Genomic DNA, 14280 nt, shown 5'->3' on the forward strand with positions numbered 1-14280 from the left:
ATTATTGATTCTAATTATCGGATGCTTTTAAAAGTCAGCTGTTTATATTAAATCTGGTTTGTAAAAATCTACTGAAAATAAAACTAAGCAGTATTTCGCTTTGTTACACTTTTATACCCAATCAATGCTTAATTTTTAAATTACTATGAGTTTAGAAAAGTATAAACAGAAACGTGATTTTAATAAAACTGCTGAGCCTAAAGAAGGTATTAGTAAGGATGGTAAAAAATTGATTTTTGTGATTCAAAAGCACGATGCATCTAGGTTACATTACGATTTTCGTTTAGAAATGGGTGGCGTTTTAAAAAGTTGGGCTGTGCCAAAAGGACCCTCTCTAGATCCTAAGGTAAAACATTTGGCTATGATGGTTGAAGATCATCCTTTTGATTATCGGAATTTTGAAGGGATAATTCCCGAGGGTGAATATGGTGCAGGAACAGTAATTGTTTGGGATCAGGGCTGGTATGAAACGATTGAACCTATAAAAGGTAAAAAGTCACAAGAAAAGTATTTGCTTGCCGAGCTTGCTAAAGGTTCGGTAAAAATGCGATTGCATGGCGAAAAGCTAAATGGAGAATTTGCACTTGTAAAAACAAAAGGAATGGGCGATAATGCTTGGTTATTAATCAAACACGACGATGATTTTGCAACAAAAAAGGACATAACTAAAGAGGATAAATCCATCCTCTCGGGAAAAACTATTGCTGCGGTGGAAAAAACCAGCAAAAAGATATGGACATCTGGAAAAGAAAAGAAAACTAAAGAAAATAAAGTTGTTAAAAAAAAGACTAAAGTTAAAGATGAAGATTTAAAAATCGATGTAGAAAAGGTTTTAAAAACTGCTACTAAATCTTCAATTCTTAAAAATATTAAGCCTATGCTTGCAACGCTGGTCGATACGCCATTTGATGATGCTGATTGGCAGTATGAGGTGAAATGGGATGGCTATAGGGCGCTTGCTTTCTTAAATAAAGGTTCAGTAGAACTTCTTTCACGCAATAATAAATCTTTTAATGATAAATTTTATCCGATAGTAAATATTTTTAAATCATTTAAACTGGATGCCATTTTTGATGGTGAAGTGCTTGTACTTAATACAAAAGGCTTATCTGATTTTGGCAGACTTCAAAATTGGAGAAGCGAAGCAGATGGGGAACTTGTGTTTTACGTTTTTGATATTTTATGGTATAAAGGAAAAGATCTTACCAGCCTTAGCTTGGTAAGAAGGCAAGCGATACTTAATATGGTATTACCAACAGATGATGATCGCATCAGAATCTCGAAAGTTTTTAATGCGAGCGGAATAGATTTTTTTGCAGCAGCAGAAAGAATGGGCTTGGAAGGTATAATGGCCAAGAGAAAGGAGTCTGCCTACACGTTAAACAGCCGTTCGAAAGAGTGGTTAAAAATAAAAGTTAATAAAAGACAAGAAGTAATAATTGTCGGTTTTACCAAAAATAAAGACACATCCAAATCTTTTAGTTCCTTAATATTAGCTGTTTATAAAGATGATGTTTTAACCTTTGTAGGTAAAGTTGGAACTGGTTTTTCCGATGCAAGCCAACGAGATATGATTAAGGCTTTTAAATCTTATATAGTAGAAAAAAGCCCATTTAAAGTAACACCTGACGTTAATAAACCTTCAAGATTTCAGGCAAATCAGCCCGATGCAGAAATAATTTGGATGAAGCCAGAGCTGGTATGTGAAGTAGCATTTACCGAAATTACTGCCGATGGTGTATTCCGTCATCCTTCTTTTCAAGGCATGCGTGAAGATAAAAATGCTAAAGATGTAATTAGAGAAAGTGCAACAAATACTGAAATTTTAGTCCCAGAAACAGCGGTTAAGCAAGTTATAAATTCAAAAACGAAACCCGATAAACATGCTGAAGCTATTCGCCCGCCAAAGGTTACCATTCCGAAAACTCTTTTAAATCCGAAAGATGAAACGCAGGTTAGAAAAATAAATGGTAAGGAAATTAAATTTACCCATCTTTCTAAAATTTACTGGCCTGAGGATGGCGTAACCAAGCGGGATATGTTTAATTACTATTATCAGGTTTCTGATTTTATTTTACCTTATTTAAAAGATAGACCTCAATCTTTAAACCGATTCCCCGGCGGCATTCATGGTAAGAGCTTCTATCAAAAAGATGTAAAAGGGAAAGCACCTGACTGGGCGAAAACCTTTCCTTATTCTACGAATGATGGCGAACCTAAAGAATATTTGTTAGGAGACGATAAAGCTACGCTTTTATGGATGATATCTTTAGGTTGTATTGAGATAAATCCATGGTTTTCTCGTTCAGAAAACCCCGATAGACCTGATTACTGTGTAATTGATTTAGATCCTGATAAACAAAGCTTTGACCAGGTTGTTGAAGTTGCGCTTGCTGTTAAAAAGGTTTTAGATTCTATCGGTGTACCAAGTTATCCTAAAACTTCAGGTTCTACAGGAATACACATTTATATCCCGATGGGAGCAAAGTATAGCTACGACCAAACACAGCTTTTCGCTCGAATTATTGTTGGGTTGGTGCACGAAATTCTACCAGAAATTACCTCTTTAGAACGCATGGTTTCTGCAAGAAAAGGTAAAATGTATTTAGATTTTTTGCAAAATCGCCCTGGCGCAACAATTGCCGGGCCGTATTCTCTAAGACCAAAAGAAGGTGCAACGGTTTCTATGCCATTAGAATGGAAAGAAATAAAACCAGGATTAAAAATGCAGGATTTCACAATTTTTAATACAGTAGAGCGACTTAAGAAAAAAGGAGATATTTTTAAAGGTGTATTAGCAAAAGGCATCGACCTTGAACTTGCGATTAAAAAGGCAAAAAAAATGTATCCCTCAAAAGCTGTTAATCAAGAATAATTTAATTCGATACTAAACAGTTTAAAACAATAATCTTTAGCGATTTGTTGTGGTTTAAATCTATATATAAAATGCAATGAGGTCGATTTGGAAAGGTTCAATAGGATTTGGTTTAGTTAATATACCTGTTAAGTTATTTTCTGGCGTACAAAATAGTAATCTCGATTTTGACATGTTGGATGAACGTGACCATGAAAAAATAAGGTTTTTGCGTGTAAATGAAAAAACACATAAGGAAGTGCCTTTTGAAAAGATAGTGAAAGGCTATTTTTTAAAAGACAGGTATGTGATTTTAGATAAACATGATTTTGAAGAGGCTGCTCCAGAAAAGACAAAAATAATAGAATTAGAAAATTTTGTTGATATAGATGATATCAATCCAATTTACTACGAAACTTCTTACTACACTGAACCCGAAAAACAAGGTAGAAAAGCATATGCTCTGCTTTTAAAAGCTTTAGTGAAATCAAAAAAGGCTGGCGTTGCCCGTTTTGTGTTGCGTAATACGGAGAATTTATGCGTAATCCACCCGATGGAAGATGTAATTGTGGTGACTAAAATTCGTTTTCAGCAAGAAATAAGACCGCTATCAGATATTAATAAGGTTGATGATATTGCCATTACCAAAAAGGAAATGGATGTTGGTTTAGCATTAATTAAACAATATAGTTCTACATTCGATTTAAGTGCTTTTAAAGATGATTACAGTAATGAATTGCTTAAAATTATAAAAGCTAAAGCTAAAGGGAAACGCGCTACAGTTAAGAAAATGAAGCCTCAAAAAGCAACAAGCGATGACCTTTACGAGCAACTGATGCAAAGTTTAGGTTCTAAGAAAGGTGCTTAGCTAAATATTTTAACTTCTATCAGGCCATAATCAAAAATTAATACCCGTAACTCAAGTTAACTAAAAATCAATATTTATTTCTTGCTTGATTAGCTAAACTGCAACGCTATTTTTCTCAAAATTAGCTTCCAATTCGGTTTTTAGGTTAAATTTAAGATTTGCATCAAACGTTTGCGCTTCGTTTGTTTAATGGCCAGTTTTTCATCTTCTTCTATAAATTACAAAAAGGCTTCAAAATCCCGAAAACTATTCCAAAGAATAAACTATTCTAATTTTGGAGCAAATTTTCTTCTAACTATGCATTTGCCTACTATTAAGTTATGGCTTTTAAATCAAACGTTTGCGCTTCATTTGTTTGGTAATTAATATCTCTATCGCCCTATATTGGTCTTATCAATAACTAAAATTAACTTTATGAAAAAAGAATTTTACTACTCTGATGATTGAGCCCGTGTACTAACTTTTTCAGGGAGGAGCATGTTAGTAATAATGAGCCTTTTAGCGGTAGGCGAATTTGAAAAAAGATATATAGATTCTAAAAATGCAAAAAGTCTTCAGGCAGGTAATAGTGGTTACTGAGAATAGAACTACTTTCATCAATTTTGGCACTTTCAAGTTTGCGATAAGCAACAATGCTTAAAGCTTTCCTGTATTGGCTAAAACAGCTTTCCAATACTTAAACTTACAGCTTTAGAAAGTTAAACGTGAATGGCTAAGCATACTTTTCTTGCAGAAATAGATGTTTATAATATAAAATAAATTTCAACCTAAAAATAACCCAATATAAATCTAAGAACTAAAATCCCCAAAAAATGGAGCGTAGAGACTTTATAAAAAACAGCGCAATAACGGCAGCTGGCATCACCATTTTACCAAGCGGAAGCCTTTTTGCTTCAAGCGATTCATCAAAAGTAAGATTAGGTTACATCGGTGTTGGCGCTCGTGGAATGAGCCACATTTCTGAAGGTACACTTCGTGATGATGTAGAAATTGTAGCGATTTGCGATACACAAGAACGTTCTTTAAAGAATTGTCAAGCGTTTATCGCTAAAAAGGGCAAACCGAAACCTACGGAATATACTGGTAGTACTGATGCGTATAAAAAACTATTAGAAAGAAAAGATATTGATGCAGTCATAATTGCGACGCCTTGGCAGTTTCATAAAGACCAGGCTATTGATGCAATGAAAGCAGGTAAATATGTTGGTTGCGAAGTAATTGCCGGATTGACCGTACAAGACCACTGGGATATTGTAAATACTTCTGAAAAAACTGGTATGCCTTACATGACATTAGAGAATGTTTGCTATCGAAGAGATGTAATGGCAGCGCTAAATATGGTAAGACAAGGTGTGTTTGGTGAACTTATACATTTAGAAGGTGGTTATCAACACAACCTGAGAAACGTTTTATTTAATAATGGAAAAGATTACTACGGTGGTGGTGTAGAGTTTGGGCCAAATGCATTAAGCGAAGCACAGTGGAGAACACAATTTAACATAGATCAGGATGGCGATTTATATCCCACACATGGTGCAGGCCCTGTAATGCAGTATGCCAATATAAACCGAGGTAACCGTTTTACTAATCTTGTTTCTTTTAGTTCGAAGGCAAGAGGACTTGCAGCTTACGTAGAAGACCTTTCACCAGGTCATCCAAATGCTAAAATAAACTATAAAAATGGTGATGTTACCACAACGATGATTAACTGTGCAAATGGCGAAACTGTAATGTTAAGTCACGATACGCACTTGCCAAGGCCATATTCTATAGGTTTTAGAGTTCAGGGAACTGATGGGATTTGGATGGATGTAAATAAATCTATTTACATAGAAAAAAATTCTAAAGGCAACGATAAATGGGAACCCGTAAAAGAATGGTTTGAAAAATACGACCATCCACTTTGGAAAAAATACGAGAAGGAAGCTGTGGGTGCCGGTCACGGAGGTATGGATTGGTTTGTTTTCAATGGTTTTATTCAGGCCGTAAAACAGAAAAAACAAACACCAATTGATGTTTACGATTCGGTAACAATGAGTGTTATTGTACCACTTTCTACAAAATCGTTAAAAGAAGGAAATATGCCTCAAAAATTCCCTGATTTCACCAAAGGTAAATGGAAAGAACGTAAGAATGTTTTTGCTTTAGATGACAGCGGGTTTTAGTAGTAAAAACAAAGAGGCTAAGTAATTAGAAGCCAAATACTCCCGCAATAAAATATAAAATAAATGATTGAAAAAGTTCTAAAAGCCTACGGAATAGAATGCATTGATTGTGAAATTAAGCCTTTTGGGAATGGTTTAATCAACCAAACCTGGAAGGTTTTTGCTCCAGATGGGCAATATATTTTACAAAAAGTTAATACCAATGTATTTCAATCTCCTGTTGATATAGCCGATAATACGCTGATAATTAAAAAATATTTAGATAGGGTTGCCCCACAGTATTTATTTGTAGCTCCAATAATAACCATAACAGGAGCTGGTATCATTGAAGAAGGTGATGGTTTTTATCGTTTATTTCCTTTTGTTGCCAACTCTTTTACAGTAGATACTGTTACTGAGGCAGAACAGGCATATCATGCAGCCAAACAATTCGGGAAGTTTACACGAATTCTCGAAGCTTTTAATCCTCAGAATTTAAAAGTTACTATACCTGATTTTCATAACCTTTCTTTAAGAGCTGTTCAATATTCTATGGCATTGAAAAATGCTAATAAAGAACGTTTAAAAACTGCAAATTGGGCAATAGAAAAGGTAAAAGAATATTTATGGATTGCGGAAAAGTTTAAGCAGCTTCAAGTCGAGAATAGCCTTAAAACAAGGGTAATTCATCACGATACTAAAATTAATAATGTGCTTTTACACATTGAAAGCGGAAGAGGCTTAAGCGTGATTGATTTAGATACGGTTATGCCAGGATATTTTATAAGTGATGTTGGCGACATGATGAGAACTTATTTATCTGCCGCAAATGAAGAGGAAATTTCTTTCGAGAAAATTAAAGTACGTTCTGATGTGTTTTTAGCAATCTATAAAGGATACATGGAAGAGATGCGAAGAAGTTTAAACTTAAGGGAACAGGAGCTTTTTATTTACAGCGGACAGTTTATGATTTTTATGCAGACGCTTAGATTTTTAACAGATTATCTCAATAATGATGTTTACTATCCCGTTTCTCATGCCGAGCATAACCTTTTGAGAGCGAAAAACCAAATTACGTTACTAATGGAATATACTAAATCTGAGCTAGAGTTTAAACAAATCATCGAAAACTACGAAACTCAGTTAGAATCTTTAAATGGTGGATTGAGTATGAATGTATAAATTTTTATTTTTGAAATAGAAGTTGGTGAAAAATCTGATGAGAGCCTGATTATGCTTTCATCAGATTTTTTGATTTATGAGTAATATCAGGCTCGTTTTTATTTAAATATTTGCATTAACAAGAAATTAAAGTCTTAAACTTGCCTTCTTTTTATTAGAAGACCAAAACCTTTAAAATATTTAGTAAACGATGAAAAAAAATATTACTGTGGCATTAATGACAATTGCTTTTATCTTAATTTTTAAAACTAATGGTTGGGCCCAAGCCAAAAAAGCAACAGTAATTTATAAAGATTCTAAAGCACCAATTGAAAATAGGATAAAGGATTTACTATCTCGAATGACCGTTGAGGAAAAAGTTGGTCAAATATCTATGCCACTTGGCTGGCCAATGTATACCAAAACCGCAAATGTTGTCGAAGTAAGTGAAGTTTTTAAGAAATCGTTAAAAGAAGAATATACAGGGATGCTTTGGGCAACTTTACGAGCAGACCCCTGGACAAAAAAAACCTTGTCGAACGGTTTAAATCCTGAACTTGCAGCAAAAGCAGCCAATTCCATTCAAAAATATGCTATAGAAAATTCGCGTTTGGGTATACCCGTTTTGCTTTCAGAAGAGTGCCCTCACGGACACATGGCGATTGGAACAACTGTTTTCCCAACTTCAATAGGTCAAGGAAGTACATTTAATCCAGAATTAATAAGGAAAATGGCGGCTGTAATTGCCGAAGAAACCAGACTTCAAGGTGGGCATGTGGGTTACGGGCCTGTATTGGATTTAGCTAGAGAACCCAGGTGGTCTAGAGTAGAAGAAACTTACGGTGAAGACCAGGTTCTAAATAGCAAAATGGGAGAAGCTATGGTAAGAGGCTTTCAGGGAGAAAGTATTAAAAGTGGCTCAAATGTGGTAGCAACTTTAAAACATTTTGTTGCGTATGGAGCGCCAGAAGGTGGTCATAATGGTAGCAGTATCAGTGTTGGTACACGAAGTTTAAATCAATTTTATTTGCCACCATTTAAAGCGGCTGTAAAAGCTGGTGCCTTATCTGTTATGACGGCTTATAACTCTATTGATGGAGTTCCATGTTCTTCTAATGAGGAATTGTTAAATAATATTCTTCGCAAAGAATGGGGTTTTAAAGGATTTGTCGTTTCAGATTTGAACAGTATTTCGGGTTTAATGGCTAATCATCATGTTGCAGATAATGCAGCTGAAGCAGCAGCTATATCAATAAATGCAGGTTTGGATGCAGATTTAAGTGGAATTGGTTATGGCAAGGCTTTACGCGATGCGGTAAAAGCTGGAAAAGTTTCAATCAAAACCTTAGATTCAGCAGTTAGTCGTGTTTTACGTATTAAATTTAATATGGGGCTTTTTGAAAATCCCTATGTCAATCCCGAAACTGCTAAACTTAGAATAAGAGATACAGAAAAGATTCAACTTGCAAAACAGGTTGCTCTTGAGTCAATCATTTTATTGAAAAACCAGAATAAACTACTGCCTTTAAGTAAATCGTTAAAAAGTATCGCTGTAATTGGTCCCAATGCTGATAATATTTATAATCAACTTGGAGATTATACAGCACCACAAACCGAAGAAAACGTAGTAACGGTTTTAGAAGGAATTGCAAGTAAATTACCAGATGCTAAAATTAATTATGTAAAAGGTTGCGCAATTCGCGATACACTTTCGAGCAATATTGATGAGGCCGTTATTGCTGCCAAAAAATCTGATGCGGTTGTACTTGTTTTAGGCGGCTCTAGTGCCAGAGATTTTAAAACTGAATATATTGAAACCGGTGCTGCAAAAATCAGTACATCATCCGATAAATTAAGTGATATGGAAAGTGGCGAAGGATTTGACAGAGCGACTTTAGATTTATTAGGCGACCAAATGAAACTCTTAAAAGCTGTTGTTAAAACAGGAAAACCAGTTGTTTTGGTACTTATTAAAGGAAGACCTTTAAATTTGAACTGGGCAGCTGAAAATGTTCCTGCTATTATTGATGCCTGGTATCCAGGGCAACAGGGTGGTACTGCTATTGCCGATGTACTGTTTGGAGATTATAATCCTGCCGGTAGATTAACGATTTCAGTTCCAAAATCGGTTGGTCAATTGCCTGTATATTACAATGCTCGTGTACCCGAAAAACACGATTATCTTGAAATAGATGCTAAACCACTTTATACTTTTGGCTATGGTTTAAGCTATTCTGAATTCAAATACAGTGAATTGCAAATTAAAAAGTCGAATAATAACACAATTGAAATAAGTTTCAACTTAAAAAACACCAGTAATGTTGATGGCGAAGAAGTTGTTCAGCTTTATTCGAAAAGTAAAACTTCTACTGTTGTAATGCCTGCTAAACAATTAAAACAATTTAGAAGAGTTGCATTGAAAGCAGGTGAAGAGCAGCGACTTGTTTTTGAATTAAAAAGAAGCGATTTAGAAATCTATAACAATAAAATGAAATGGGCAGTCGAAGCTGGAATTTATTCTATAATGGTTTCAGCATCGGCTGATGATATTCGATTGCAGGGTAAATTCGAACTAGGGAAAGAAGATTATTTAGTTAAAGAAAACTAATAGAAGCAAAATATAAGAGGCAGTATCAAAATTGATTTTGAAGTGCTGTTAGCAGAATAATATTTTGAGTGGTCGTCATTTCCTTGAAAACGGGAATCGTAAAGCGATAGAAAGCTTATGAAATAAAAGCCTATTAAAGCATTACGATGCCCATTCAAGCTGAGCATGACGATACCGCCAAATTAAATTCTTTTACAATAGCTGAATTTTTTATTGTGATACAGCCTCTTATTTTTAAAAGGTACTTTAACTATTAAATTTTGCGGCCAGGATATTGCTGTAATGCAATTTCCAAACAATCCATTGCCGAATTTAAATCATCAGTATTTAAAACATAAGCCATACGTACTTCTTGTTTACCAGAACCCGGGGTAGAATAGAAACCTGTAGCTGGCGCCATCATAACTGTTTGGTTATTGTGCTCAAACTCTTCTAAAATCCACTGGCAAAATTTATCAGAGTCATCAATTGGAAATTTAGCAACCACATAAAATGCACCACCCGGATTTGGGCAGAAAACACCTTCTATATTATTTAAGCGATTAACTAAGGTATCTCTGCGTAAAGTATATTCTGTATTAACTTTTTCAAAATAACTATCTGGCGTGTCAACAGCTGCAGCACCAGCAATTTGTTCTACCATTCCAGGGCTTAATCTTGCTTGTGCAAACTTTAATCCCGAAGCAATAACATCTGAATTCTTTGTTATTAAACAGCCTAAACGAGCGCCACAAGCACTGTAACGTTTAGAAACGGTATCCATAATTACTACATTTTCATCTAATCCGTCTAAATGCATAGGCGAAATAAACTCAAGCCCATCATAACAGAATTCGCGATAAGCTTCATCAGAGAATAAAAACAAATCGTATTTAAGGCAAAGTGTTTTTAAGGCTTCTAATTCTTCCCTCGAATACAAATAACCTGTCGGATTATTTGGGTTGCAGATAATAATCGCTTTAGTTTTTTCTGTAATTAGTTTTTCAAACTCAGCAATAGGAGGCAGGGCAAAGCCATTTTCTATGTAAGATAATATTGGTTTGACTACAACATTACTCATGCAGGCAAAACCATTATAATTTGCATAAAAAGGTTCAGGAATAATGATTTCATCACCTTCATTTACACAGGTTTGCATTGCAATAGTAATGGCTTCAGAGCCACCAACGGTTACCAATATATTTTCAGGTTTAATGTTGTAACCTAATTTATTGTAGTATTCAGTTAGTTTTAAACGGTAAGCTAAAGTACCTTCGGATGGAGTATATGCCCAAACATCGAAATCAATATTTTTAATTGCATTTAGCATTCCTTCAGGTGTTTCAATATCTGGCTGGCCGATATTTAAGTGAAAAACCTTTTTACCATCTTGTTTTGCTTTATCCGCAAATGGAGTTAACTTTCTGATCGGCGATGCAGGCATCTGCAACCCTTTTTGTGAAATTTTTGGCATGGTACAAAAATAAAAAAGTCCCGATGAAAATCGGGACTTTTTAAATATTATCGATTAAAAAATTATTTAGAAGCTGCGGCTACTGTTTCGCCTTTAATATAAAGCACTTTTACAGGTGTTTTAGCATTCGAAGTAACGGTTACTGTTTTTGTAAATGGTTGTGGTGCTCCAGCAGCACTAAAAGTAACTGAAATTGTACCTGTTTCACCTTTTTTCAAAGGAACAGTTGTATATTTTGGAACGGTACAACCACAACTTGCCTCAGCTTTAGTAATAATTAATGGCTCTTCGCCAACGTTGGTGTATTTGAAATCGTAAGTTACAGGCTTGTTAACCGTAATTTTTCCGAAATCGTGAGTTTCAGCCTCAAATTTAAATTCAGCAGGCTTAGCTGCAGTTTGTGCATTGGCCATTAAACCAAAACCCATTACAAAAGCGAATAATACGAATATCTTTTTCATGTTTATGTGTTGAAATTGTTTTTTGATATTTATAAAACAAATTTAATATTTCTAAGTTAAAACAAAAACTATTCCAAGATTATTTTATTAATCAATATATAATTTTACATTCAAGGATAAAGGCAAACTTTTAATTTTGTATATATTTGCCGCAACCAATATTTGATTACGATGCAGAATGAAAAATTGATTACCAACTCTATTGATGCTTCTGAATTGAGTTTTAACGATTTTAAATCAATTGTTATTAACGACTATAAAATTGCCTATGAAAGTAGGCAGGCCAGTGTTTTAGGACGCAGGGAGGTATTAACTGGTAAGGCAAAATTTGGCATTTTTGGTGATGGAAAAGAGGTTCCTCAAATTGCCATGGCGAAAGCATTTAAAAAAGGCGATTGGCGCTCTGGTTACTACCGCGACCAGACATTTGCATTTGCTACAGGTATTTCTACAATTAAGGAATTTTTCGCCCAATTGTACGCAAACCCTACAGAAGGAGCAGATCCTTTTTCTGGTGGCAGACAAATGAATTGCCATTTTGCTACAAAATCAATTAATGAAGATGGCAGTTGGAACGATTTAACACAAATTAAAAATTGTTCATCAGATATTTCACCAACAGGTGGTCAAATGGCTCGGTTAGTTGGCTTAGCTTATGCTTCAAAACTGTTCAGAGAGAATAAGGAACTAGATTATCTAAAGCATTTTTCTGTTAATGGAAACGAGGTGGCATTTGGTACAATAGGTAATGCTTCAACATCAGAAGGTGTATTTTTTGAAGCCATAAATGCTGCAGGTGTTCTACAGATTCCAATGGCAATTTCTATATGGGATGATGCTTATGGAATTTCTGTTCCTGCTAAATATCAAACCACTAAAGAAGATATTTCTGAAGTTTTAAAAGGTTTTCAACGAGAAGGAAACGTTGCAGGTTACGAAATTTATAAAGTTAAAGGTTGGGATTACCCCGCCTTATGTGAGGTTTATGAAAAGGCAATTAATGTTTGTCGTGACGAGCATGTGCCGGTTTTAATTCATGTTACCGAATTAACTCAACCTCAGGGACATAGCACTTCTGGTTCTCATGAAAGATATAAATCAAAAGATAGATTATCTTGGGAAAGCGAACACGATTGTATTTTAAAAATGCGGGAGTGGATGTTAGAATCGGCAATTGTAACAGAAGAAGAAATTGCTGAACTTGAAAAAACAGCAAAAAGCTTTGTTCGTAACGCTCAAAAAGAAGCATGGAATGAGTTTTTGGACAGTATGAAACCTGAACAAAAACAAGTTGTCGATTTTATTTCGGCTATGGCTCAAAATCAACCAGAACTGGCTAAAATATCGGCACAGTTGGCCGCAACAGCAGATGCTCAGCGTCGCGAAATTTTTGTAGCAGCTCGTAAAGCAATACGTTTATCTGCAAAACAACATTCTGCAGAGCGTGATGAATTGCTTACCTGGTACAAAAAACAAGAAACCGTTAATTACGATAGATATAATTCAAAGCTCCATACTAATGGAAATGAAGCACCTGATAAGATTCAGGTTGTTGATGCTGTTTATGATGAATTATCAAAAATGGTTGATGGGCGAGAAGTTTTAAACGCTTGTTTTAATGAGAATTTTGCCCGCGACCCACGTTTGGTTGCATTCGGTGAAGATTTAGGTAATATTGGTGATGTTAACCAAGGTTTTGCTGGTTTACAAGCCAAATATGGCGAATTAAGAGTTACAGATACTGGTATTCGTGAAATGACCATTATGGGGCAAGGTATTGGACTTGCTATGCGTGGGTTAAAGCCTATAGCCGAAATACAGTATTTGGATTATTTAATATTTGCACTAAATGTACTTAGTGATGATTTAGCATCATTGTCTTATCGTACTAAAGGTATTCAGAAAGCTCCAGTAATTGTAAGAACGAGAGGACATCGATTAGAAGGCGTTTGGCATTCTGGCTCGCCAATAAGCATGGTTCTAGGCTCTTTAAGAGGTTTGCACTTATGCGTACCACGTAATATGACACAAGCTGCAGGAATTTACAATACCCTTTTCAGAGCTGATGAACCAGCTGTTTTGATAGAATGTTTAAATGGATATCGCTTAAAAGAAAAATTACCAAATAACGTTGGTGAATTTACGGTGCCTCTGGGCATGGCCGAAGTATTGGAAGAAGGAACGGATATTACTGTGGTTTCTTACGGTTCGAGTTTAAGAATTGTGCAGGAAGCAGCAGAGGAATTGATTAGTTTAGGGATTTCCGTAGAAATAATAGACCCACAAACATTATTACCATTTGATAAAGGGCATATTTGTGCAGCATCTTTAAAGAAAACCAGTAAGCTTTTGGTTGTAGATGAAGATGTACCGGGCGGTGCTTCCGCTTACATTTTACAACAAATTTTAGAAGAGCAAAACGGATATTTTCATTTGGATGGCCAACCTAAAACTCTTACCGCTAAACCTCATCGCCCGCCTTTCGGTTCTGATGGAGACTATTTTAGTAAGCCTTCTGTTGATGACGTTGTAGAAACCATATATAAGATGATGCATGATGCTAATCCATTAAAATATCCTTCAATTTATTAAGACTTTAATCGATTATTTATCAAAAAAGATCTGCGTTTAAAACTTATAGTTGTGAAACACGGGTTTTTCCTACTTATACCTCTTGCAGGTACTTAAAATGCATTGATGATTACCTTAATCAAATAAAAAAAATTATATT

8 protein-coding genes are annotated in these 14280 nt (G+C 35.1%); 6 read left to right on the forward strand and 2 right to left on the reverse strand.

What is annotated here, in order from left to right; all coding sequences use genetic code 11:
- The first annotated feature begins 145 nt into the window (after positions 1–145).
- The 5 genes from ligD (at position 146) to ACFOUY_RS13300 (ending at position 9635) form a co-directional block, all read left to right on the forward strand.
- Complete coding sequence (gene ligD / locus ACFOUY_RS13280; protein ID WP_378961306.1) at positions 146–2875, forward strand: DNA ligase D; 2730 nt, start codon at positions 146–148, stop codon at positions 2873–2875.
- A gap of 76 nt (positions 2876–2951) precedes the next feature.
- Entirely contained in the window at positions 2952–3722 is a 771-nt protein-coding gene (ku, locus tag ACFOUY_RS13285; protein ID WP_378961307.1) for a non-homologous end joining protein Ku, read from the forward strand.
- Between the two features lie 812 nt (positions 3723–4534).
- The gene (locus tag ACFOUY_RS13290) at positions 4535–5887 is read left to right on the forward strand and encodes a Gfo/Idh/MocA family protein (RefSeq protein WP_378961308.1); all 1353 of its coding nucleotides are present in this window, start codon (positions 4535–4537) and stop codon (positions 5885–5887) included.
- Positions 5888–5950: 63 nt separating this feature from the next.
- A complete protein-coding gene (locus ACFOUY_RS13295) occupies positions 5951–7048 on the forward strand; it encodes a phosphotransferase enzyme family protein (RefSeq protein WP_378961309.1) in 1098 nt (365 codons plus the stop codon).
- 190 nt (positions 7049–7238) lie between these two features.
- Positions 7239–9635, forward strand: a complete 2397-nt coding sequence (locus ACFOUY_RS13300) for a glycoside hydrolase family 3 N-terminal domain-containing protein (protein ID WP_378961310.1) — start codon at positions 7239–7241, stop codon at positions 9633–9635.
- Positions 9636–9888: 253 nt separating this feature from the next.
- Here the strand turns inward: ACFOUY_RS13300 and ACFOUY_RS13305 are convergent, their stop codons facing one another.
- Both ACFOUY_RS13305 and ACFOUY_RS13310 read right to left on the reverse strand, forming a co-directional pair.
- A complete protein-coding gene (locus ACFOUY_RS13305) occupies positions 9889–11088 on the reverse strand; it encodes a pyridoxal phosphate-dependent aminotransferase (protein ID WP_378961311.1) in 1200 nt (399 codons plus the stop codon).
- Between the two features lie 62 nt (positions 11089–11150).
- Complete coding sequence (locus ACFOUY_RS13310; protein ID WP_378961312.1) at positions 11151–11549, reverse strand: DUF1573 domain-containing protein; 399 nt, start codon at positions 11547–11549, stop codon at positions 11151–11153.
- A 171-nt stretch (positions 11550–11720) separates the two neighbouring features.
- Here ACFOUY_RS13310 and ACFOUY_RS13315 point away from each other — a divergent pair, with 171 nt between their 5' ends.
- Positions 11721–14141 carry an alpha-ketoacid dehydrogenase subunit alpha/beta gene (locus ACFOUY_RS13315; protein WP_378961313.1) on the forward strand — a complete coding sequence of 807 codons (2421 nt, stop codon included), beginning with the start codon at positions 11721–11723 and terminating at the stop codon, positions 14139–14141.
- Positions 14142–14280: the final 139 nt, after the last annotated feature.

Source organism: Pedobacter jamesrossensis, assembly GCF_042650905.1.
GTDB classification, from domain to species: domain Bacteria; phylum Bacteroidota; class Bacteroidia; order Sphingobacteriales; family Sphingobacteriaceae; genus Pedobacter; species Pedobacter jamesrossensis.

Coding starts and splice junctions, on each gene's coding strand:
- ligD (WP_378961306.1), top strand. CDS start 146: ATGAGTTTAGAAAAGTATAAACAGAAACGTGATTTTAATAAAACTGCT.
- ku (WP_378961307.1), top strand. CDS start 2,952: ATGAGGTCGATTTGGAAAGGTTCAATAGGATTTGGTTTAGTTAATATA.
- ACFOUY_RS13290 (WP_378961308.1), top strand. CDS start 4,535: ATGGAGCGTAGAGACTTTATAAAAAACAGCGCAATAACGGCAGCTGGC.
- ACFOUY_RS13295 (WP_378961309.1), top strand. CDS start 5,951: ATGATTGAAAAAGTTCTAAAAGCCTACGGAATAGAATGCATTGATTGT.
- ACFOUY_RS13300 (WP_378961310.1), top strand. CDS start 7,239: ATGAAAAAAAATATTACTGTGGCATTAATGACAATTGCTTTTATCTTA.
- ACFOUY_RS13305 (WP_378961311.1), bottom strand. CDS start 11,088: ATGCCAAAAATTTCACAAAAAGGGTTGCAGATGCCTGCATCGCCGATC.
- ACFOUY_RS13310 (WP_378961312.1), bottom strand. CDS start 11,549: ATGAAAAAGATATTCGTATTATTCGCTTTTGTAATGGGTTTTGGTTTA.
- ACFOUY_RS13315 (WP_378961313.1), top strand. CDS start 11,721: ATGCAGAATGAAAAATTGATTACCAACTCTATTGATGCTTCTGAATTG.